At 61.1% G+C, this 19053-nt stretch carries 24 protein-coding genes and 2 pseudogenes; 7 read left to right on the plus strand and 19 right to left on the minus strand.

What is annotated here, in order from left to right; genetic code table 11:
• Positions 1–245 (plus strand): HNH endonuclease (locus tag HMPREF2875_RS07425; RefSeq protein WP_141754595.1); only part of this gene is annotated, 245 nt, incomplete at its 5' end.
• A gap of 133 nt (positions 246–378) precedes the next feature.
• Here the strand turns inward: HMPREF2875_RS07425 and HMPREF2875_RS07430 are convergent.
• The 7 genes from HMPREF2875_RS07430 to HMPREF2875_RS07460 all read right to left on the minus strand — a co-directional run bounded on the left by HMPREF2875_RS07430 (position 379) and on the right by HMPREF2875_RS07460 (position 5840).
• Positions 379–957 (minus strand): HAD-IA family hydrolase, encoded by a 579-nt coding sequence (locus HMPREF2875_RS07430; RefSeq protein WP_070671711.1) that lies wholly within the window; start codon positions 955–957, stop codon positions 379–381.
• On the minus strand, positions 890–1297 hold the full coding sequence (locus tag HMPREF2875_RS07435) for a hypothetical protein (RefSeq protein ID WP_039673047.1): 408 nt from the start codon (positions 1295–1297) through the stop codon (positions 890–892). The genes HMPREF2875_RS07430 and HMPREF2875_RS07435 overlap by 68 nt, the downstream gene beginning before the upstream one ends.
• Before the next feature lie 63 nt (positions 1298–1360).
• Positions 1361–1843, minus strand: a complete 483-nt coding sequence (locus HMPREF2875_RS07440) for a ferritin (protein ID WP_070671713.1) — start codon at positions 1841–1843, stop codon at positions 1361–1363.
• Positions 1844–1977: 134 nt separating this feature from the next.
• Positions 1978–3432, minus strand: a complete 1455-nt coding sequence (locus HMPREF2875_RS07445) for a SulP family inorganic anion transporter (protein ID WP_070671715.1) — start codon at positions 3430–3432, stop codon at positions 1978–1980.
• On the minus strand, positions 3432–3947 hold the full coding sequence (locus tag HMPREF2875_RS07450) for a phosphoribosyltransferase (RefSeq protein WP_039673041.1): 516 nt from the start codon (positions 3945–3947) through the stop codon (positions 3432–3434). The genes HMPREF2875_RS07445 and HMPREF2875_RS07450 overlap by 1 nt, the downstream gene beginning before the upstream one ends.
• A 53-nt stretch (positions 3948–4000) precedes the next feature.
• Entirely contained in the window at positions 4001–5404 is a 1404-nt protein-coding gene (amn, locus tag HMPREF2875_RS07455) for an AMP nucleosidase (protein ID WP_070671718.1), read from the minus strand.
• 10 nt (positions 5405–5414) lie between these two features.
• Entirely contained in the window at positions 5415–5840 is a 426-nt protein-coding gene (locus HMPREF2875_RS07460; protein ID WP_070671720.1) for a MarR family winged helix-turn-helix transcriptional regulator, read from the minus strand.
• 110 nt (positions 5841–5950) lie between these two features.
• On the opposite strand from HMPREF2875_RS07460, the gene HMPREF2875_RS07465 reads away from it, so the two are divergent.
• A complete protein-coding gene (locus tag HMPREF2875_RS07465; RefSeq protein ID WP_070671722.1) occupies positions 5951–6730 on the plus strand; it encodes an esterase/lipase family protein in 780 nt (259 codons plus the stop codon).
• A gap of 37 nt (positions 6731–6767) precedes the next feature.
• On the opposite strand, the gene HMPREF2875_RS07470 is transcribed toward HMPREF2875_RS07465, so the two are convergent.
• From HMPREF2875_RS07470 to bioB, 3 genes are read right to left on the minus strand one after another with little or no spacing between them, the layout of a single operon-like run.
• A complete protein-coding gene (locus tag HMPREF2875_RS07470; RefSeq protein WP_070671752.1) occupies positions 6768–7691 on the minus strand; it encodes a Sir2 family NAD-dependent protein deacetylase in 924 nt (307 codons plus the stop codon).
• Positions 7692–7705: 14 nt separating this feature from the next.
• Positions 7706–7972 carry a biotin synthase auxiliary protein BsaP gene (locus HMPREF2875_RS07475; RefSeq protein WP_070671723.1) on the minus strand — a complete coding sequence of 89 codons (267 nt, stop codon included), beginning with the start codon at positions 7970–7972 and terminating at the stop codon, positions 7706–7708.
• Positions 7972–8952, minus strand: a complete 981-nt coding sequence (gene bioB / locus HMPREF2875_RS07480) for a biotin synthase BioB (protein ID WP_070671725.1) — start codon at positions 8950–8952, stop codon at positions 7972–7974. The genes HMPREF2875_RS07475 and bioB overlap by 1 nt, the downstream gene beginning before the upstream one ends.
• Before the next feature lie 78 nt (positions 8953–9030).
• On the opposite strand from bioB, the gene HMPREF2875_RS07485 reads away from it, so the two are divergent.
• Together HMPREF2875_RS07485 and HMPREF2875_RS07490 are read left to right on the plus strand one after the other, a co-directional pair.
• A complete protein-coding gene (locus tag HMPREF2875_RS07485) occupies positions 9031–10341 on the plus strand; it encodes a M20/M25/M40 family metallo-hydrolase (protein WP_070671727.1) in 1311 nt (436 codons plus the stop codon).
• Positions 10342–10382: 41 nt separating this feature from the next.
• Positions 10383–10937 carry a hypothetical protein gene (locus tag HMPREF2875_RS07490; RefSeq protein ID WP_246817069.1) on the plus strand — a complete coding sequence of 185 codons (555 nt, stop codon included), beginning with the start codon at positions 10383–10385 and terminating at the stop codon, positions 10935–10937.
• 17 nt (positions 10938–10954) lie between these two features.
• Here the strand turns inward: HMPREF2875_RS07490 and HMPREF2875_RS07495 are convergent, their stop codons facing one another.
• Both HMPREF2875_RS07495 and HMPREF2875_RS07500 read right to left on the minus strand, forming a co-directional pair.
• Complete coding sequence (locus tag HMPREF2875_RS07495; RefSeq protein ID WP_070671731.1) at positions 10955–11245, minus strand: CHY zinc finger protein; 291 nt, start codon at positions 11243–11245, stop codon at positions 10955–10957.
• Positions 11242–11964 carry a hypothetical protein gene (locus HMPREF2875_RS07500; RefSeq protein WP_083311884.1) on the minus strand — a complete coding sequence of 241 codons (723 nt, stop codon included), beginning with the start codon at positions 11962–11964 and terminating at the stop codon, positions 11242–11244. Before HMPREF2875_RS07500 ends, HMPREF2875_RS07495 begins: the two co-directional genes overlap by 4 nt.
• 69 nt (positions 11965–12033) lie before the next feature.
• Here HMPREF2875_RS07500 and HMPREF2875_RS07505 point away from each other — a divergent pair, with 69 nt between their 5' ends.
• Entirely contained in the window at positions 12034–12666 is a 633-nt protein-coding gene (locus HMPREF2875_RS07505; protein ID WP_070671735.1) for a VC0807 family protein, read from the plus strand.
• Here HMPREF2875_RS07505 and HMPREF2875_RS07510 read toward each other — a convergent pair.
• From HMPREF2875_RS07510 to HMPREF2875_RS07530, 5 genes are all read right to left on the minus strand, one after another.
• Entirely contained in the window at positions 12663–13490 is an 828-nt protein-coding gene (locus tag HMPREF2875_RS07510) for an esterase/lipase family protein (RefSeq protein ID WP_070671736.1), read from the minus strand. The two genes, HMPREF2875_RS07505 and HMPREF2875_RS07510, sit on opposite strands and share 4 nt — an antisense overlap.
• Before the next feature lie 49 nt (positions 13491–13539).
• Positions 13540–14406: a trypsin-like serine protease gene (locus tag HMPREF2875_RS07515; protein WP_070671739.1), complete on the minus strand. Its 867-nt coding sequence runs from the start codon at positions 14404–14406 to the stop codon at positions 13540–13542.
• Between the two features lie 76 nt (positions 14407–14482).
• The gene (locus tag HMPREF2875_RS07520) at positions 14483–14914 is read right to left on the minus strand and encodes a hypothetical protein (protein WP_070671740.1); all 432 of its coding nucleotides are present in this window, start codon (positions 14912–14914) and stop codon (positions 14483–14485) included.
• A 48-nt stretch (positions 14915–14962) separates the two neighbouring features.
• Positions 14963–15679: an ASCH domain-containing protein gene (locus tag HMPREF2875_RS07525; protein WP_070671743.1), complete on the minus strand. Its 717-nt coding sequence runs from the start codon at positions 15677–15679 to the stop codon at positions 14963–14965.
• A gap of 61 nt (positions 15680–15740) precedes the next feature.
• On the minus strand, positions 15741–17159 hold the full coding sequence (locus tag HMPREF2875_RS07530; protein ID WP_070671746.1) for a peptide MFS transporter: 1419 nt from the start codon (positions 17157–17159) through the stop codon (positions 15741–15743).
• A gap of 45 nt (positions 17160–17204) precedes the next feature.
• Here HMPREF2875_RS07530 and HMPREF2875_RS07535 point away from each other — a divergent pair, with 45 nt between their 5' ends.
• Positions 17205–18446: an adenosylmethionine--8-amino-7-oxononanoate transaminase gene (locus HMPREF2875_RS07535; protein WP_083311885.1), complete on the plus strand. Its 1242-nt coding sequence runs from the start codon at positions 17205–17207 to the stop codon at positions 18444–18446.
• Positions 18443–18634, plus strand: a pseudogene (locus tag HMPREF2875_RS07540) (AAA family ATPase); the annotation flags it as partial. The gene HMPREF2875_RS07535 and the pseudogene HMPREF2875_RS07540, both read left to right, overlap by 4 nt.
• A gap of 73 nt (positions 18635–18707) precedes the next feature.
• Here HMPREF2875_RS07540 and HMPREF2875_RS13980 read toward each other — a convergent pair.
• Both HMPREF2875_RS13980 and HMPREF2875_RS13985 read right to left on the minus strand, forming a co-directional pair.
• Complete coding sequence (locus HMPREF2875_RS13980; RefSeq protein WP_246817070.1) at positions 18708–18920, minus strand: ATP-binding protein; 213 nt, start codon at positions 18918–18920, stop codon at positions 18708–18710.
• Positions 18851–19053, minus strand: a pseudogene (locus HMPREF2875_RS13985) (hypothetical protein); the annotation flags it as partial. The pseudogene HMPREF2875_RS13985 and the gene HMPREF2875_RS13980, both read right to left, overlap by 70 nt.

Below are 19053 nucleotides of genomic sequence, written 5' to 3' on the forward strand. Positions count from 1 at the left end.
AGGTGCATCACCTGGTGCCGTGGAAGGCCGGTGGAGCTACCAACCCGCCGAATCTGACAATGTTGTGTGCCTATCACAACGGCATCAACGATGACGACCCGGACAAACCCACCGGTGCTGGCTACGTCTTCCGATTACGCGGCGACGTCACCTACGTCCCACCGTGGGCAGAACCAATCACCGCCCAGGCGGCCTACCAACAAGCACAGCAAGCTACAGCACGGGGACCAGACAAACCCGGTTAAACCGCCACGCACTACCGGACACGCATCACCGGTCGTGCAGGCGCCCAAACGGGCCGCCCGGCGGGTAAATCGCCACGCGGACGCCCACCACAGGGCCTCCGCGACATCGGCGATCCCAGCTGCCGGTTGGACGCTAAAAACGCACCGAATCGGGGCCCGTAAAAAGGTGAGCCTTGAGACCCACGCGCTGCGCGCCCGCAACAAAGTCCGGGCGGTCGTCGAAGAAGTAAGTGTCCTTGGCTTGGGCGCCGAGGGCATCGACAGCCACGTGATAGGCCTCCGGGTCGGGCTTCGCCACGCCGATATCGCAGCTCAACGTCACGGCGGCACACTCTTCCAACCAAGGCTGCGACGCACGGACCTTCGCCCCCAATGCCGCGGAAACATTGGAGAGGATACCAACGCTGTGGCCCTCTCCGATGAACCGCAGGACAAGGTTCACCATCTCTTCGTCGGCCTCCAGCAGGTGCTCCGTGTCTAGCTCCACCGCCTGGGAGACGTCGAAAGGCGCAAGATCCGTCAGGGCACGAATGCGGCCCCAATACTGCGAATCACTCAGGTGCCCGGCATCATAGGCTGGGCGAAACTCCTCATAGGTGGACCAAAAGTGATCCGGGTTGACCGGGCGGACGTACTCTTCAAGCTCAGCGTGCCCGGCGGGCGTGGCTGAGCGCATGAGCACGCCGTACAGATCGAAGAGCAGAGTGGCCATGCGCCCAGTGTAGCCACACCGCCACCGCACCAGTCAGCGTGCCAACGATGAAGAGCGGCAGCGAGACACTCACGCGGCCCCACGGCAGCGCGCCCAGGGTGGAGATTGCCCCCACCAAGAACAATCCTCCGACGCTAAACAGAGAGCGGCTCAGCGCGGTCGACGCCGCCGCGGCACATACCAACAGGGCCACGCCGAGGAACGGGCCCAACATCAGTGCCAACGCAAAGAAGAAGGTCCCCAGCGCCACATTAGTCGCGGCTAGCCAGATACCACCCACCAGTGCCATTGCCAGCCCGGCGAGGGCACCGCCCAGAAGCATCAGCCGCGTGTTAGTCATACAAGAAATTCTCCCATCAACCGCGAGGGCTGTGGGAGAATTCGTCCAAACTATATGGCTTCGTTACCGTTCTGCCAGCGAGCTATCGATGCGCAGGAGGCCGGAGCCATCGTTGCCGACCAGCTTCAGCTGGTCGATAACCTCAGACACGCTGGCCTCTTCCTCCACCTGTTCATCGAGGAACCAGTTGATGAGGGGGCGGGAATCGAGATCGCCAGCGGCATCCGCGGTGCGGGCAATCTCCCGGATCTGCTCCGAGACCTTCTGCTCATGCGCGAGGGAGGCCTCGAAGGCATCGAGCGGGGTGGCTGCCTTGACGGAGCCCACCTGGATATCCTCCAGCTCGACGCGGTAGCCACGGTCCAGCAGGTGCTCAGCAAACTTCTGCGCGTGCTCGCGCTCTTCCTCTGCCTGCTTGAAGAACCAATCGCGCATGCCCGGGAAGGACAGGTTGTCCATCTCGTAGGCCAGCTGAGTGTAAATCAGGGCCGCGCCGTGCTCGTTGTTGACCTGGGCGTTTAGGAGCGTTTGCAGTTTCTCATCCATGAGAGTCATTCCTTTCGTGTGTTTTTCAGTTACCCACAATACAGAAAAAAACTCCGCCCGCGCTAGCAAGGTAAGCTTTAGCAAATTCGCACGTCATAACAGTTTTTGGGACAGCTTTACCTAAGCTGCGCCTGCTATTTCCGCAACCCCTGGCTGAGACGGCGGTAGCGTTGCTCATTCGCCACATCCAGCCCACGGAAGGACACCGTGACCCCGCGCGCAGCGTATTTACTCTCCACGGAGTCGAGTACCGCCACGGTCGACGCGTCCCAAATATCGGCCCGACTGAAGTCCACGATGACCTCCTTCACCGGCAGGGTGTAATCAAAGGCGTAGACCAGATCGTTGGAAGAAGCGAAAAAGAGCTGGCCGCGCACGGTGTAGACGTTGCCTTCCAGCTCCACAGACACTAGGTGCGCCACGCGGCGCGCAAAGGCTACCGATGCCGCCACAACTCCCAGCACCACGCCCACGGCCAGGTTGTTCGTGGCCAACGTTCCCACCACCGTAACGAGCATGACGACGGTCTCACTCAACGGCATGCGGCGCAGCGTGCGCACCGAGTGCCAATCCACCGTGTGGAAGGACACCATGAACATGACCGCTACGAGCGCGGCCATAGGAATGCGCCCCACGGTATCGCCCAGCACGAGAATGAGGATAAGGAGGAAGACGCCAGCGAGGAACGTCGACAAGCGCGTGCGTGCCTGGGATTCCTTGACGTTGATCATGGTCTGCCCAATCATCGCGCACACGCCCATGCCACCAATCGCGGCGGCAAGCATATTGCCAATCCCCTGGCCTACGGATTCGCGGGTCTTGTCGGAATGGGTATCCGTGAGGTCGTCGACAAGCTTGGCGGTCAGCAGCGACTCCATCAGCCCCACCAGCGCCACTCCCAGCGCATACGGCAGGCACAACAAAAGCGTATCCATGGTCCACGGCACATCCGGGATGACAAAACCAGGCAAGGACGTGGGCAGCTCGCCCTGGTCCGCCACGTCCGGAACATCCCAACCACACAGCGCGGTCAACACGCTGACAACAAGAATCGCCACCAGCGGCGCCGGCACCACGGTCGTAATCCGCGGCCACACCACCATGATGACCAGCCCCAGCGCCACGAGCGCATAGACCAGCCACGATACGTTCCACAGGTGGCTCAGCTGCGCCGTAAACATGAGGATGCCTAGCGCGTTGACGAATCCCACCATGACGCTGCGCGGAATAAAACGCATGAGCTTGGCGACGCCCACCAAAGCCATCACCACCTGCATCAACCCCGCCATCCAGATGGTGAGGAGCACGTACTGCAGGCCATACTCGTGGGCCAGCGGCGCGATGACCACGGCGACCGAGCCCGCCGCGGCGGAAATCATGGCGGGGCGGCCGCCGGTGAGAGCGATGGACATCGCCATGATGACGGAGGCGAATAGGCCCACCTTGGGGTCAAGGCCGGCGAGGATGGAGAAACTTAGGACTTCCGGAATCAGGGCTAGCGCAACAGCAAGCCCGCCAAACACTTCCTTGCGGAAGCGGGCGGGCGAGGTGAAGGCCGCGCGGAAAGTTCCGGCGGAGGCTTCTGGCATTAATGACCTTCCTTGTAAGAGCCATCGCGCGTGATGACCGGAAGGACGGACCAGGCGAAGTTAATCCACTGGTCGGTCTTCTTCCAGGAAAAGTCCGGCTCGAAGATGGTGGTGGGCTTGGTGTAAATAACGGCGGACTTGACCTCGGAGGCCGTTTGCTCCAGCAGGTTGACTACTAGGTCGAGGGTCTTGCCGGAGTCAGCCACGTCATCGACGACGAGAACCTTCTTGTCCTTGAGCGAGTCCGTATCCAGCTGCGGGTTGAGCAGGATGGGCTCCGGGAGGGTTTCACCGATGTCGGTGTAGAACTCCACGTTGATGGCGCCCATTTCCTTCACGCCGATGGCGTAACCAATGGCACCAGCCGGAATGAGGCCACCACGGGCTACACCGACAATGAGGTCCGGGAACCAGCCCGAATCCACAATCTCCTGGGACAGGTAGCGGCTCGCCTCGCCGAAGACCTCCCACGTTAGGTTTTCGCGTTCCGGGTTCCACCATTCCGGGGTGCTCATTGTCTAGGTCTCCTTCGCCAGATTTTTCATTTCCCTCAGTCTAATCATCTCCCTTAGCGGAACGGAACCTCCGCTACCGTTCGGCGCAACTTGCGGGTGCGCAGGCGCTCAGGATTCTCCGCCAAGGCCTCCACCGCGCGCACCGCGCACATCACGTGCGCCTCCTTGGAATTGGAGTAAAAGGCCTGCGCTTGGGCAGGAAGCTTGGGCACTGCATGCAGAGGCAGATCGGACACGGATAGCAGCGTGCCGTAAGGGATGCGGTAGCGGTAGCCATTAGCAGCCAGCGTGCAGGATTCCATGTCCACGGCCACGGCGGTGGAGTGGCGCAGCCACTCCCACAAATCGCGGGAGGTGCGCCATTCCCAGTTGCGATCATCGGTGGAGAGCACCGTGCCGGTGCGCATGAGCGAATTATCTTCGCCATACACTTCCTCCACCGAGGCTTCCAGCATTCGCTGGATCTCCGGGATAGCGGGAATCGGGTTGCCGGCCGCGACGGTGCCGTCGAGTATGTGGTCCTCGCGCTGGTAGGCGTTGCCCAAGATGAGGTCACCAATGCGCATGCGGCCATCGAGCCCTGCGCAGTGGCCGATCATGATCCACGCCTCCGGGCGCAGCACCGCCAAGCAGTCCGTAATGGTCTTGGCGTTCGAGGGGCCTACGCCGATATTGATCATCGTGATGCCATCGCCACCCGCCGTGATGAGGTCGAAGCGGGGCATCTGGAAGCGCGAGGTGAGGGTGAGCTCGTCGACGTCGAGAAGCACGGCGTCATTGGGGTGAATCGTCTCACCTGTCGGCAACACCAGCGCCGTGTAGCGCGAATCCTCCCGCGCCAGCTCGCGCAGGCCAAACTTGACGAACTCGGTGGTGTGCATGGCGTAGTTGGTGAACAGGATGTACTTCTGGACCGAATTCACCTCGATGCCCGTGTAGTGCTCAATGCGGGCGCATGCAATGTCGAAGCGCTGCGGGCCGAAGTGGAAAAGCGGCTTCTCCTTGCCGTGGAAAGCCTTCCACGCGCCGTCGACGATGCCATCATGCACCGCATCCAAGGTGGGCCGGGGAATCTCTCCACGATTCTCAGGCAAAGGGCCGGCGCCCCGAATGTACTCTGGGGGGATGCGCTCGTCCGACTGGCCCACGTAGATATCGCAGGGATAATTGCTGGTCAGCCTGGTTAGCTGCTCAAGCAGGTAGCCGCGGATGAGCCACGGTTTGGACATAACCGCCGAATAGCGCCCCTCCTGGTCTACGTAACCGAAGGGCTCGGAGCGGTCGATGGGAGTCCATTCACGGACCTGCACGATGATCTTGGGATAGACCACGTGGCGGTAGGCGTCATGGTCCCCCGAGGCGAGCGCTTCGCGCGCCAGCTCGCAGGAGCTTTCATAGAGCTCGCAGAGGCGGTTGACCGCCTCGGTGACGGAGTGGGCATGCTGCAGGTCGGTCATGCCGGCCAGTCTAGTTGGGATACTCCAACTTGGAAGCCTCACCGGCTTCACGCACGATCTCCAAGGACTCGCGGAACTCCACGAGGTCCACGCCGGACTTGCGGTACTCGTTGAGGATGGTCTCCGGGATGCACACCGCGCGCGGCTCCAGGTCACTGCCCTTCTGGGTGATGATGACCTTGCCGTCCTCGACGGTAGCGAGGCCGGATTCTTCCAAGCCCTTCACCAAGCCCTCAAAGGTGCCAGACTCTGGCTGGAGGCGCTTCTCCATGGATTCCAGCGTCACCGGCTCCTCGCTATCCCACAGGATCATGAGCATGAGGTACTGCTGGTACGTAATTCCGAGCTCGTCGAGCAACGGGGCATAAGAACGGATCACCGAACGCGCGGCTCGGTACAGCGAAAAGCACAGCTGGTCTTCAAGATGGAGAGACATGACAGCGAGGATACCTTAATGATTTTTCTTTGCACGACGGCCGCAGCAATCAAACGGTCGGCGTTTATGCCGCCGATGGCGGTAGGGCACACGGCGTAAAATGAGGCGCCATGTCCACTCCCCCGCTTCCTCTCGGTGCCCGATTGCGTACCCGCGGCGTGTGTGAAGACGACTGGTCCGCGCGCCCCACGGCCGAACGACCCTGGCCTATCATCCTTATCCACGGAACGTGTGACACCAAAGGCGTGTGGCAGGTTCTCGCCGGTCTGTTGCGCGAGAACGGCTGGGCGGTCTTTGCCCCGGATTATGGCAACCGCGCTACCGGCCCGATTCAGGAATCGGCACGTCAGCTGGATGCGTACATCGACGCCGTCCTCACTGTTACCGGGTCAGAACAGGCCATCCTCGTGGGCCATTCTCAGGGCGGGCTGCTCGCGCGGTATTGGTTGCGCATGCACGATCGTGCGGATCGCGTCCACCACGTGGTGTGCATCAGCTCTCCGAATCATGGGACGACGCAGGGAGGTATTGCCAGTCCCCTCTTCCGCAGCGAGCGCCAGGAAGACGTGGTGCGCTCGCTTATCGACGGCTGGTTTGGCCCCGCCGGCATGCAACAAGTCGCCGGCAGCGACATCATCGAGGCCACCAACCGCGGCAGCGAGGTCGAAGACGATGTGAGCTACACGTGCATCGCCACGCGATCCGACGCCGTCGTCGTTCCTCCCACCACGTGCTTCCTCAACGGCCAGAAGGTGCGCAACCTCTTTGTCCAAGACATTGACCGCCGCGCCCTCATTCGCCACGAGGACATGCCCATGGATAAACGGGTCTGCCAGATAGTTCTGGAAGATGTCGAAAGCCTCGCCGAAGCTATAACTTCGGCAAGCTAAGGGGCCAGACCGGCGAGCTAAGGGGCCAGACGAAGCGTTAGAGGTCGAGGGCGTCGAGAAGCGCATCGAACGCCGGGCCCACCTGGGTGCGCCACAGGGTATCCACGCGGTCGTCAGCACGCCCCGGCCCGCCATTAATGGTGGCCACGCGTTTGCCCTGCTTCTGCGCTTCAAGCACGAAACGGAAGCCGCTCATCACCGCCAGTGAGGATCCCGCGACGAGCAGGGAATCTGCGGCCGTGACCATCGCGTAGGCCGCGTCTTTCTTGGCGGTGGGCACGGGCTCGCCGAAGTAGACCACGTCTGGCTTAAGCCGCGGCGAGCCGCAGCGCACGCAGCCGGGCATGCGGAACTCCGCGACCGCTTCCTGGCTCAAAGCCACGTCGCCATCCGGGTTCACATCCGCCTTATCCACCACCCAGCGCTCGAGAAATCCCGGGTTGGCCGCGGCCGCGCGGGCATCGTAATCCTCCCGCTTTTCTTCATACCCACAGCTCAAACACACCACGTGCTGCATATCGCCGTGCAGTGCAATGAGGTTGCGCTGCCCCGCCTCCTCGTGGAGGCCATCCACGTTCTGGGTCACCACACCTTTCAGCAGCCCGGCGCGCTCAAGTTCCACCAGCGCATAGTGCGTGCGGTTGGGACGTGCGGCCTGCATGACGCGCCAGCCGACGAAAGCCCGCGCCCAATAACGGTGCGAAGCATCTGGGTCGTGGAGAAACTCCTGGTACGTCATGGGACGGTGGCGGCTGAGCGAGCCCTGTGGGCCGCGGTAGTCCGGCACGCCGGATTCCGTTGACACGCCCGCGCCCGTGAGGACCATGACGTTGCCGTGGGTGAGTTGCTGGGAGACGTCGGCAAGCGCCTGCTCCGGTGGCGTGGGTGAGGCGATTTCCGTGACGACGCGGGAAATCGAGCGCAGCGCGGACTGATGGGCGTGGGCGACGGCGGGATCCATGGCGCCCACTCTAGTTAGCCCAGGGTTTCCTCGTAGATATCCTCCGAGTCGAGCTCGCCGTGGCGCGAGCAGCGCGCGCTCCAGCCGTCCGGGCGGACTTGGACCACCATGCGGCGTCCGCACAGCTGGCAATACCGAGGCACGTCAAGGCCGGCCGCAGCCGCTGGGTGGAGGGGAAAGTTCTCACTGAGCGGCTTGCCGGTGTTGGGGTGGAACTGCGGCTCCTCCCCGGCGAGGACGGCAGCCCTAAGCTCCGTCGATTCGCCCTGTGAAAAGCCCATTAGAGGGCCTTAATGGGCAGGTCGATGCGGCCGAGCATGTCGACGTCCTTTTCAATCTGCTTGCCCAGCGTGGTGAGGTAGTTGCCGGCGATGATGGCGTTGATGCCACCGAGGAGGCCCTTCTCCGTGCCGTCGTCACCGAGGGAAAGCTCGCGGCCACCGGCAAAGCGCAGCGTTACCGACGGCATGGCCAGGCGGAAGGCGGCCACAGCTCGCAGTGCCTCACCGAGCGGAACCAGCGGGCGATCCGCAAACGGGGTGCCCGGGCGCGGGTCGAGGAAGTTCATCGGCACCTCACACGGCTCGATCTGGGCCAGCTGGTAAGCGAATTCGGCGCGGTCTTCGAGGGATTCACCCATACCGATGATGCCGCCGGAGCAGACCTCCATGCCCACCGCGCGGACGTTGTCGAGAGTCTCCTTGCGCTCTTCCCAGGAGTGGGTCGTGACCACGTTGGGGAAGAAGGACTTAGAAGTCTCCAAGTTGTGGTTGTAGCGCTGGGCGCCCATGTCCATGAGGCGCTGCGCCTGCTCGAGGGTCAGCGTGCCGAGGGAGAGGGAGATTTCAATGTCCACCTCGTCGAGGATGGCCGGGATAGCCTCCGCGACCTGGCTCAGGAGGTTCTCATCCGGGGACTTCACCGCGGCGACGATGCAGAACTCTGTCGCACCGGTCTTGGCGGTCTTCTTGGCAGCCTCCACCAATTCAGGGATGTTGAGGCGAGCCGCACGTACGGGCGACTCGAACAAGCCAGACTGCGAACAGAAGTGACAATCCTCCGGGCAGCCGCCGGTCTTAATGGAGATGATGCCCTCGACGGACACGTCGGGTCCACACCACTTGAGGCGGGTCTTGTGGGCGATGTCAGCGATCTCTTCCAGCTGCTCATCGGGGATCTGGAGGACCTGGAGGAGTTCCTCTTCGTTGAGGCCAATGCCCTGCTCGAGGGCCTTCTCGCGTGCGATATCTACGATGCTCATGGCCGAAAGCTTACTTGAACGGCGTTCAAGTTGTGGAAAATCTCCCCCTTTTCCTTCCGCGGACTACCCTTGAAGGCCATGACTCTCTACGACGACACCCTCGCCCTGCTTCAGGAACTCATCCGCAATGCTTGCGTTAACGATCTCACGCCGGATTCCGGCCACGAGGTCCGCAACGCCGATACCTTGGAGAAGTTCTTCGACGGCACCGCGGTGGAGATTCAGCGCTACGAGTCCCATCCGGGCCGCGTCACCATCGTGGTGACCGTTCCGGGTGACCCGGGCAAGGAGCCGCTCACGCTTATGGGTCATACGGACGTCGTGCCCGTGGACGAGCCGAAGTGGACCAAGCCGCCTTTCGACGCCGTCATCGAGGATGGCAAGCTGTATGGCCGCGGCGCGGTGGACATGCTTTTTATTACGGCGACGATGGCGGCGGTAACGAGGGACGTCGCCAAGCGCGGCAACCCCGGCGGCACCTTAGCGTTTGTCGGCATGGCTGACGAGGAGGCCCGCGGCGGCCTGGGTTCCATCTGGATGGATAAGCATCACCCTGAGGCCTACTCGGTGCGCAACTGCCTCTCGGAGACCGGCGGCAGCCACCTGCCCGGCGCGCTGGGTTTCAACGTGGGTGAGAAAGGTGCCGGCCAGCGCCGCCTGCACGTGCATGGCGATGCTGGCCATGGCTCGACGCCGTTTGGGAAGGACTTTGCCATCGTCAAGATTGGTGAGGTTGCCCGCCACATCGCCGCGGCTGAGCCGCCCGTGGCGATGGATGAGGTGTGGCAGGGATTCGTCAAGACCTTCCGTTTTGACCCCGCAACGGAAGCAGCGCTTCTCGACGGCTCCGCTACCACCGCCGACTACGAAAAGTTCGGTAATTTGGCGGCCTATGCCCATGCCTTCTCACACACGACGATTGCCCAAACCGTCCTGCGCGCCGGTGGCGCTATCAACGTGCTGCCTTCCCACGCCTATCTAGAGATGGACATCCGCCCCTTCCCTGGCCAGACGCAGGAGGAGCTCGACGAGTTCCTTCGTGAGGCGCTGGGCGATATGGCCGACGAAGTAGAAATTGAGCACCTTATTACTGAGGACGCCACGCAGTCTTCTACCGATACTGAGCTGTGGCGCTGCATTGAGGACACCGCGCACGAGTTCTTCCCCGATAAGAAGGTGCTGCCGGTGCTGGCGACGGGTGGCTCGGATCTTCGTGTGGCGCGGCGACGCGGCGGCAACGCCTACGGCTTCGCGCTGCATGCGGAGGATCGGGACATGGCCAGTGCCAACTCGCAGCTGCACAGCCACGATGAGCACCTCTACCTGGAAGACTTGGATTTGACTGTGAAGGCGTATTCTTCGCTGGTAAATCGCTTCCTGGGGCGCTAGCGCTCGCGCGAAAGTGTAAAAGGTGTGGCACAATGTGGCGCATGAGAAACAAGCTTGTCCTGTGTTCCGCTGCTGCGGCCGTCACCGTCGGCCTTGCTAGCCCTGCTGCCTCGGCCGATATGGTCGATGACTACCTGGCCAAGGTGCCGGCCGGTCAGATCTCCTGTGAGCAGGCCACGAAGTACTACACCAACCCGTCCGACTACAACAGCAAGAAGTCCCAGGCCCTTGCTGCTGCGAACTTCCACCCGCGTGGCGGCGAAATCCGCGACGCTATCGCCCGCGCCGACGAGGCCATCGCTCGCTGCGGCCTCAACGGTGGCAACGGTAGCGGCAATGCTGCCCCCGCAAACAACGGCGGCGGGGACAAGCCTGCCCCCGCGAACAATAATGGCAACAACCAGGGCGCACCGGCTCACAACAACCAGCCAGCCCCGGCTAACAACAATGAAAACGGTGGCAATAAGGCCCCGGCCAACAACGCTTTTCCGACGATTCCAGTGACCTTCGGTAACTTCACCATTCACGTCCCGGACATCGTGGCCTACCTCAAGACCCTCGTCGAGGGCACCCCGCTCGCCCCGCTGCTGCCCTAAGCAGCAGCCTTAAGTAACTAGCGGAAATACGTCCCCGCGTGCAGCGCGCAGCCAGTATTGAAGGCATGCCCGCACGCGGGGCATTTATATGCCGAATACTCCGCGAAGGCCATCTGATGGCCGCACGCACCGCACATGACGCAAAGTTCGTCCTTCGGCATGGCGCCAAACTCGTGGTCGGTCAACTCTGCATGGCACAAAGAACAGGCGAACCAGCCGCCGCAGGTGCTGCACTTGTTCGCGACGACGTCGACAAGCGTGTGCCAGTGCCGGCACCGCCCTGCCGCGTCGATGGCTCCCTGGATCATGGCCACGACTCTAACAGCCGCGCCATCGCCCGATAGGCCGGCGTGACGTCCATGCGCAGGCGGCTCTCCAGCATGTCCGAAGGGAAGTCAGCGGGAAGAAGCTCGGCAGGGAAGGGCGGGGTGTGGCGCAGCGCCGCGAAGACGGCGGAATGGCGGCGCGTGGTTTCGACGACGACGCCAACGTCATCGGTGGGCAGAGGGGGGACGTCGCCCAGCGCGCTAATGCGGGCAGCGCTCTCCTCAAGGTCCCACGCGGTGGCAATAACGTCGCGGGCGGTGTCCGTATCCACGGACCAAGTGCCGACAAAGGTTTTCTGTGCCCACTCCCCCGGCGCGTGGGCACCCACCAGGACTCCGGGCCGCAGCTGCCGGAAACCGCTGGCCTGCGCGGCACGCAGGAGGGCATCCCTTTCTGTACGGCGATCCTCGCTGATATCGAAGATAACGGTGTGAAACGCCCCGTCCCAGTGGAGGGCGCGCGGCGAGCCTAGGCGACGAAACTCCGCAAGGTAGTTCCCCACCATGGAATACACGGAGTATCGCCCGGCTCGGCGCGAGGATAGATCGCCCGCGCGCACCATGCGGGACAGAAAGGTGCGAACGCCAGCCGGCGACAGACCCAGCCCAGTAAGGATCGGTGTCAGCACGGGCCCGGGGAGTTCCTCGCGGCCAGCTAACCCGCAGAGATATCCAACGGTTCCTGGTCCAACGTCAGCCATGCCCCAACCCTAAGGTTTTTATGTGTCACAGACAAACCGTTACGTATGTTTTGTGGCACACTATGTGGCATGAGTCTCAATCCGCGCCTGCTCAACTTCCTCATCCTCGGCGTCTTCGACGTCGGCCTCGCCATCCTCCTGTTTCAACTGGTTGATTCCGCAACCGGCAACCACGTCTACGCCTACCTAGCCGCCAGCATCGGTCCCCTCATCGGTGGCATCATCCAGCATGTACGCCAGAAGTCTTTTTCTGGGATTTCTGCACTGATCCTGGCCTTTAACCTTGCCGCGGCCTTGGCAACGCTGGTCGGTGGCACCGATGAGCGCCTCCTGCTGGTTAAAGGCAGCGTTATTACCGGCATTTTCGGCCTGCTCTTCCTCGGCAGCCTTGCCTTGGGCAAGCCCCTTGCCTTCTACTTTGGCCAGCGCTTTGGCACCGACGGCACGGAGGAAGGTGTCTCTTACTGGAACGGGTTGTGGAAATACCCAACCTTTCGCGCCTCTCAGCGCTACATCACTATCGTGTGGGGCGTCGTGTTCCTACTTGAAGCAATCATCCGCATCGTCGCCGCCTATTCTCTCCCCTTCACCACCGCCTACTGGCTGTCGAATGCGTTGCCTTTCGTGGCCCTCGCTATCTGCTTGACGGCCACCTTCGTTATTGCTTCACGCACCCGCAAATCTGCACCGACCCCGGCCTAGCGCGTGAGCCCCCACAGAATCTGCTCGTGCACGCGCGGATCATGGGGCAGCTTTCCATGCTCGACCGGCACTGACTCCACGTTGGCCACGTCGGCGCCCGGCACTGCAGTCAGCTGCGAGGTCTCATTCGGCGTCACGGTGTTGTCTGCGGGTGAATAGATAGAGGTGTAGGTGATACCCGGCGCGGTGTCCGGCAACTGGTTGAGATTCTCCATAAAGTCCGAACCTTGCAGCTGCTGGATACCGGCACTGGTTCCAACAAACTTGGTCACATCGGGCGCGATTTTTGCCGCCGTGCTTAGGGGCGTTGCCCTGTCGCCCCACGTTGTCCCGTGAAAATTCGCGCCAACCGTGACCACGCGGCGCACCTCATCGGGTGAACCATAGAGCTGTGTGAAGGACTTCGTGTGCAGGCCACCCTGGGAAAAGCCCACGAGGTTCACTTTCTCTGCCCCAGTGACGTCGCGGATGTGCTCGATATGCTGGGCGATTTCACGCCCAGAGGACTCCAAATCCGCAATGCCCTTCATATAGGGATAGGCGTTCTGGAAGGTGAGGTCATCCGCGCCATAGTCGAAGGCCCACACGCACATGCCCTGCTCGGTGAGCTTCGGGATCAGATCATTCCATTCGGCCGAATTGGCCGACGTTCCGTGAAGGAGGACGACGGGCTCGGTGACGGGGCCAGTGGGCTGGCAGTCAGGATCATTTATACCCAGGTCCTGTGCCGCGGAGGTCTCCATGGTCTCAGCGTGCGCGGGTATGGGGGCCGCGGTGCCGAGAAGGATAGCGAGGAACGCGCGCTGCAGGAAGCCGTTTTTCATAAGGAGCGAGCTTAACGCTTAAGTCTGAGCGCTCGCTGTATAGGCGCTGTTAACGGGAAGAGAGACTGCTCAGGCTGCTGCCGCGGTCTTTCTTCGGCTGCTCGATGCGCTGTTCGGAGGGCTTTTCCGCGGGGGCCTGGCGGCGTTCTTGGGCGCGGGCTTGGCGCACGCTCTCGGCTTCCGCCTCCTCGCGTTGGGTGACTGCCTCCTCCTCGTCATAACTCTCCATGAGCGCAGTGAGCGTCGCGACGTGGGGGTAGATTTCACTATGCCACATGCGGCGGCGCGTGCCGTCTGCGCAAGACTCATTCTCTTCACCGCCGGTATGCACCGCAAAGATCGTGGTGTCCTGGTAGAGCGGGGCGCCGGAGTCACCGCTGCAGGAGCGTGAGGAGAACAAGGAGTGCGATCTAAGCAGGTTCTCAAATTCGTGGCCTTCGATTTCGTGCGTTACACCAGTCTCCTCAATGCGGGACACGGCCTCCGAGGAAAACGTGTGGGACCCGCCGAAGCCCACGAGGAGGAGCTTTTCGTTCACACGCAGAGGGCGGGTGGGCAGCTCGAAGGCCTCAGCCTCCATGGGTTCCGCCTTGAGCAAGGCAATGTCTGACTTCTCCGCCACCGGAGTGGAGGCGACAACTTTGGCGCTATCACCGTCTGCCTGGGTAAGGCGCAGGTTGCGGCCCAAGCAGTGGGTAGCGGTGAGCCACCAGTCATTGCCGATGTAGCCGGCCGAGCATTCCCGCGACTCGTTCTGCCATAGTGCGGCAACTCGGTCGTCCTTCGCGGCGACCGTGCTCGTGGCCTGTAGAACGTCACGCGCGCCGGAATCGTCGGCGGCAGCGTGATTAATACCAAACATAGACGCTACTGCGGTAAGGACAGACAGAACAGATGCGAGGAAACCTGAGAACACAAGGCGTTACTTTATCAGCGACTGTGCACATGCGCTGATCTCGTTAACTTCGCTGGATGGAATCAGTGGCCTCGGCCTAGTTCTCAGCATCTTTCCCTGCCGGCAGCTGCGGGGCCTTCCCCGTCTTCCACAGCAAGAAGGCAATGAATCTTCGAATCAGAGCTGACAGCCCTACAGGCAAGCAGCACGCGAGAGGCAAAGCGATAAAGTGTTGCCCGCCCCACCCCGCAAGGCCAATAGCTCCGACAACAAGGAAGACTGCGTCGACGCGGAAATCATTTGCTTTGCGCCGTTGCATGGGCAGGGAAATGAGGTATGCGATTCCAAGAAACAACAGTGCGGGAATGGCCACAAAGAGCGCGACGAAGCCACTGGCAGCTTCAGTTCCCTGCATATCTTCGACAAAGAGATTCACCAGCAGCCCAGCAAACACGACTTCCACCAACGGTAACCGCAGCACGGCAAAATCTATTAGCCGCGGCGGCTGGGTGGAAGCGGGCCCAAACATACCGACAGTCTAGGTGAAGTCTCCTCTACGTGGTCTTTGCCAGAGTTCTTAAACCTTGCGGAGTGTGAACTCAACGACGTCGACCTCGTCATCCTCAGCTAATCCGGGATAGTGAGTATCAAGCGCTTCATGGAGCTCGGCAAGAGAGCCAAACCCATCTCTTCGGGCTTGTTCCTCCGTCAAAGACCTCCGCTGGGTTGAAACAACTGACGTCACCTCGGCAGGAATGGTAACAACCTCACCGGATTCCTTCTCGAAGACAATCTGGGCGCTTCCCTCATGGAAAGGATCATCCACTCGAATGGTTTGCTGCTTTTCTCCGCTACGAATTGATTCCTCGTAGCCTTCCCACATGTAGATGCGCTGCTCTTTGTCCATGTCACGCCAGTTATATGCGAACGGTAAGAGCTCTTCCACGGTGAGCGCTTCAAGTCCATTGCTTCCGCGCACGATGCACCGAATAGACGGATCAACATCAAACAGCACCTGGCGGCATTTTCCACAGGGCGGTAGCATCTGGCCAGTCGGACCGTGGACGGCGACGACCGCTCGGATGGGATCCTCTGGATGACTAGCAGCGTGGTTAGCTAAGGCCGAGATTTCACCACAGGGGCCACCGAGGAAATGGTATGCGTTCAAACCGAGCACGTGTTTGCCGGATTCGGTAAGAAGTGCCGCGGCTACGGTGTGATCCTCCTCGTCGTGGAAGCGCTGGGCATGGGTCTTGGCTACGGTCAGTAATTCTCGGAGTTCATTAGTAATCACCCTTCAAAGGTAGCGGTTTCCAAAGACTCGGCTTAAGAGACTCTTCGCCACCAGCCTGCTTTTACGACAACTTCGCCCTGCTTAAGCCCGAAAGAGCGATAACACCACCAGTAATGACTGGGACAATACCCACGAGAACCAGATAGAAGAACTCGGTATCAACCGAGTACAGCGTGGACAAGCTGCCGGCCAGCGAGGTTCCGATAGCTAGGGAGAGGAAGAACAGAGCCGAAAAGCGGGTCTTAAAAGCTGCGGGCGCATATGCAGTTGTCGCCGCCATACCAATGGGCCCGATGAAGAGCTCTCCGATGCTCATGAGCATGATGCACAGTGCTAGCGCCAGGAATGGAACCGCTGTAGCACTCACAAAAGGCAGAAGGATAAACAGCCCCGCACCTGCTAGCGCCAGACCACCGCCCATCACACGGTTGCGGTGCACGTTCCTTTTTGCCAAAAATGCAGCAATGGGCAGCGCGAAGACCAAAATGAAGAAGGGATTGAGGGACTGCGTCCACGCCGCTGGAATCTCAAAACCAGCGATGCTGCGATCTAGGCGCTGATCGGAATACACCGCAAGCACTCCATAAGTTTGGGATTGCAGCGCCCAATACATTGTAGAGGCCACAAAAAGCGGAAGGAACGCCCTGACCCGACGGCGCTCAGGCGCACTCACTTGCGGGGAGACCAACATAGTGACAATCAGGCCAACTGCCACCGCCACAGTAGTGAGGAGCAAAACAAAAGCCATGCGGTCAGGCGTTAAAGCGCCCGAGGCTAGGCACCAGACTCCTAATGCGCAGACTAGAACGGCAGCACCTGCCACTGGGGCGAGATGCTTCGGGGCAATCGGGTTTGAAGGACGGGTGATGTCAACGCTGATGCTGGCCAAAGGGCGTGAGCGCAGCAGCAAGTAAGACACGCAACCGATAAGCATCAAGCCCGCAGCGGCACCAAAACCTGCGTGATAGCCATAGGCCGTGGATAGCCAACCAGTCAGCGTCGGCCCAGCAACTGCACCGACGTTAATACCGAGGTAGAAAATCTGGAAAGCACTATTGTTGCCCTCAGCCGGAAACGCTGCCCCTAAAACCGTAATAGCTGCGGTTTTGAGCAAGCCGGAACCGAGTGCAAGCGGGAACAGCCCCGCGAACAAGCCGGGGAACCCTGGAATCAGGGACAGCGATACATGCCCACACATCAACAGGAATGCACCCACCAGCAGAGTGCGCTCAGCACCGAGAACACGGTCGGAGACCCAGCCGCCGACAAACGTGAAGAGGTAGAGCACAGCACCATACGCGCCAACGAGCGCAGTCGCATGGGTTTGCTCAATTCCTAGCCCACCCGCCTGGTCATAGAGGTAGTAGGCCAAAATGGCCTGCATTCCATAGAAACTAAAACGCTCCCACATCTCGATGCCCGCAACCGCAGGAATGGCGGGTGAAAACGTTTTACTTGAACGCTGTTCAATTACTGTCATACCAAGTAATTATGCACAACTTTCGTATGTGGTACAGATAAATGCGTGAAGTTTTTGAACAGTGTTCAAGTAGCGACAATAGATGCAGCCAACGTGTGGCACCCGTATGCCGCACCCGGCGCGCCCGCGTTGGAGGTCACCGGCACCGATGGTGCCTATCTTGACCTCGCCGATGGCCGCCGCGTTATCGACGGCATGAGTTCCTGGTGGGCTGCCTGTCATGGGCACTCGCACCCCCGACTAGTCAATGCCGCCAAAGAACAGATTGATCGCTTTAGCCACGTCATGTTCGGTGGACTTACCCACGAGCCCGCAGCACGCCTGACCACTCAGCTCATGGAACTGACCCGCGGAGATTTCTCCCATGTCTTCTACTCAGATTCCGGATCCGTGTCCGTTGAAGTCGCCATCAAAATGGCCCTGCAAGCCTCCCCACCTGGCCGTACCAAACTGCTGACCTGGCGCTCAGGGTACCACGGCGATACTTTTGGCGCGATGAGCGTCTGCGATCCGCAGGGCGGCATGCATTCGCTCTGGGCAGGCACACTGACAGAACAGGTCTTCGCCCCTGCCCCGCCCACGGAAGGAGCGAGCGAATCCGAACACGCAGACTACCTAGCGAAGATGGAGCGCCTCATTACTGATGACGTCGCCGCCATCATCATCGAACCCGGCGTACAGGGCGCTGGCGGCATGCGTTTTCATGACAACGCACTGGTAGCGAGTGTTCGCCGCTTGTGCGACAAGCACGGAATTCTCATGATCGCCGATGAAATCGCCACCGGATTTGGGCGCACCGGCTCGCTTTTCGTCACCCAGGACGCCGGCGTTGTGCCGGACATCATGTGCGTTGGCAAGGCGCTGACCGGTGGCTTCATGTCGCTTGCGGCAACGTTGGCCACGGAAGACGTCGCCAAGCGCATGCAGCCCACCGCACTCATGCATGGCCCAACCTTTATGGCCAATCCTCTCGCCTGCGCGGTCGCTGCGGAATCCACCGCACTCATCGCGGAGGGCCAGTGGCGCAGCGCAGTACCGCGAATTGAGGCGGGTCTGCGTCAGGGACTTCAGGGCGCACCCGGCCTCACCAGGGTCCGCGGCGCTATTGGTGTGCTGGAAATGGACCACGAGGTCAACATGGCCGCCGCCACCGAAGCGGCCCTTGAGCACGGAGTATGGCTGCGGCCGTTCGGGCGGCTCATCTACACTATGCCGCCCTATATCTGTACCGACGAGAACATCGCACGCATCTGCCGCGCCATCCACGCAGCCGGGGAGGCAGCATGATCATTTGCATTACGGGAACCAACACCGACGTGGGCAAGACCATCGCCACCGCAGCCCTCGCCGCCCAGCTCAAGGCTGCCGGCAAGCACGTCATCGTGGCCAAGCCCGTTCAGACAGGTGAACCCGCCGGGCTTGGCGACGCCCCCACCATCGCCCGCCTCGCCGGTGTTCAGAAGACTGAAATGGTAGCGGTGTGGTGAGTATCTGGTAGCGCCTGAGTGAGTATCCGGTAGCGGTGTCTTACTCAGGCGTTGTTGGTGGTTATGTGTTGGTGGTGAGGCGCATGTTTGGTCCTTCGAGTGTGATGATCTCGGCGCCGGAGACGAGTCGGTTGAGGATTGACTCGGAGATCACGGCGTCGGGGATGGACTTGTACCACTCCAGTGGGGTGAATTGTGAGGTCACTATCGTTGAGACTTTGCCTTCTCGCCCGGCGAGGATGTTGAGAAGTTGGTGCGCGGTCGCGGCATCCACAGGTGTGGTCCCAGGAAGTCATCGAGGACTAAGACGTCGACGTCGTGGAGGTGCTGGATGAACTTCAGCCGTGCGGGGTCATCGGGTTGGAGGACTGCCAGTTCGGCGGCGAGCATGTCGGTGCGGTAGAACC

It is taken from the genome of Corynebacterium sp. HMSC078H07 (assembly GCF_001812805.1).
Classification (GTDB): Bacteria; Actinomycetota; Actinomycetes; order Mycobacteriales; family Mycobacteriaceae; genus Corynebacterium.

What these genes read in the sequence shown, in the direction of transcription:
- HMPREF2875_RS07490 (WP_246817069.1), top strand. Translation starts at nt 10,383, where the DNA reads ATGAGAAACAAGCTTGTCCTGTGTTCCGCTGCTGCGGCCGTCACCGTC.
- HMPREF2875_RS07505 (WP_070671735.1), top strand. Translation starts at nt 12,034, where the DNA reads ATGAGTCTCAATCCGCGCCTGCTCAACTTCCTCATCCTCGGCGTCTTC.
- HMPREF2875_RS07470 (WP_070671752.1), bottom strand. Translation starts at nt 7,691, where the DNA reads ATGGATCCCGCCGTCGCCCACGCCCATCAGTCCGCGCTGCGCTCGATT.
- HMPREF2875_RS07475 (WP_070671723.1), bottom strand. Translation starts at nt 7,972, where the DNA reads ATGGGCTTTTCACAGGGCGAATCGACGGAGCTTAGGGCTGCCGTCCTC.
- HMPREF2875_RS07510 (WP_070671736.1), bottom strand. Translation starts at nt 13,490, where the DNA reads ATGAAAAACGGCTTCCTGCAGCGCGCGTTCCTCGCTATCCTTCTCGGC.
- HMPREF2875_RS07460 (WP_070671720.1), bottom strand. Translation starts at nt 5,840, where the DNA reads ATGTCTCTCCATCTTGAAGACCAGCTGTGCTTTTCGCTGTACCGAGCC.
- HMPREF2875_RS07500 (WP_083311884.1), bottom strand. Translation starts at nt 11,964, where the DNA reads ATGGCTGACGTTGGACCAGGAACCGTTGGATATCTCTGCGGGTTAGCT.
- HMPREF2875_RS07485 (WP_070671727.1), top strand. Translation starts at nt 9,031, where the DNA reads ATGACTCTCTACGACGACACCCTCGCCCTGCTTCAGGAACTCATCCGC.
- HMPREF2875_RS07430 (WP_070671711.1), bottom strand. Translation starts at nt 957, where the DNA reads ATGGCCACTCTGCTCTTCGATCTGTACGGCGTGCTCATGCGCTCAGCC.
- HMPREF2875_RS07495 (WP_070671731.1), bottom strand. Translation starts at nt 11,245, where the DNA reads ATGATCCAGGGAGCCATCGACGCGGCAGGGCGGTGCCGGCACTGGCAC.
- bioB (WP_070671725.1), bottom strand. Translation starts at nt 8,952, where the DNA reads ATGAGCATCGTAGATATCGCACGCGAGAAGGCCCTCGAGCAGGGCATT.
- HMPREF2875_RS07465 (WP_070671722.1), top strand. Translation starts at nt 5,951, where the DNA reads ATGTCCACTCCCCCGCTTCCTCTCGGTGCCCGATTGCGTACCCGCGGC.
- HMPREF2875_RS07450 (WP_039673041.1), bottom strand. Translation starts at nt 3,947, where the DNA reads ATGAGCACCCCGGAATGGTGGAACCCGGAACGCGAAAACCTAACGTGG.
- HMPREF2875_RS07440 (WP_070671713.1), bottom strand. Translation starts at nt 1,843, where the DNA reads ATGGATGAGAAACTGCAAACGCTCCTAAACGCCCAGGTCAACAACGAG.
- amn (WP_070671718.1), bottom strand. Translation starts at nt 5,404, where the DNA reads ATGACCGACCTGCAGCATGCCCACTCCGTCACCGAGGCGGTCAACCGC.
- HMPREF2875_RS07435 (WP_039673047.1), bottom strand. Translation starts at nt 1,297, where the DNA reads ATGACTAACACGCGGCTGATGCTTCTGGGCGGTGCCCTCGCCGGGCTG.
- HMPREF2875_RS07445 (WP_070671715.1), bottom strand. Translation starts at nt 3,432, where the DNA reads ATGCCAGAAGCCTCCGCCGGAACTTTCCGCGCGGCCTTCACCTCGCCC.
- HMPREF2875_RS07520 (WP_070671740.1), bottom strand. Translation starts at nt 14,914, where the DNA reads ATGTTTGGGCCCGCTTCCACCCAGCCGCCGCGGCTAATAGATTTTGCC.
- HMPREF2875_RS07530 (WP_070671746.1), bottom strand. Translation starts at nt 17,159, where the DNA reads ATGACAGTAATTGAACAGCGTTCAAGTAAAACGTTTTCACCCGCCATT.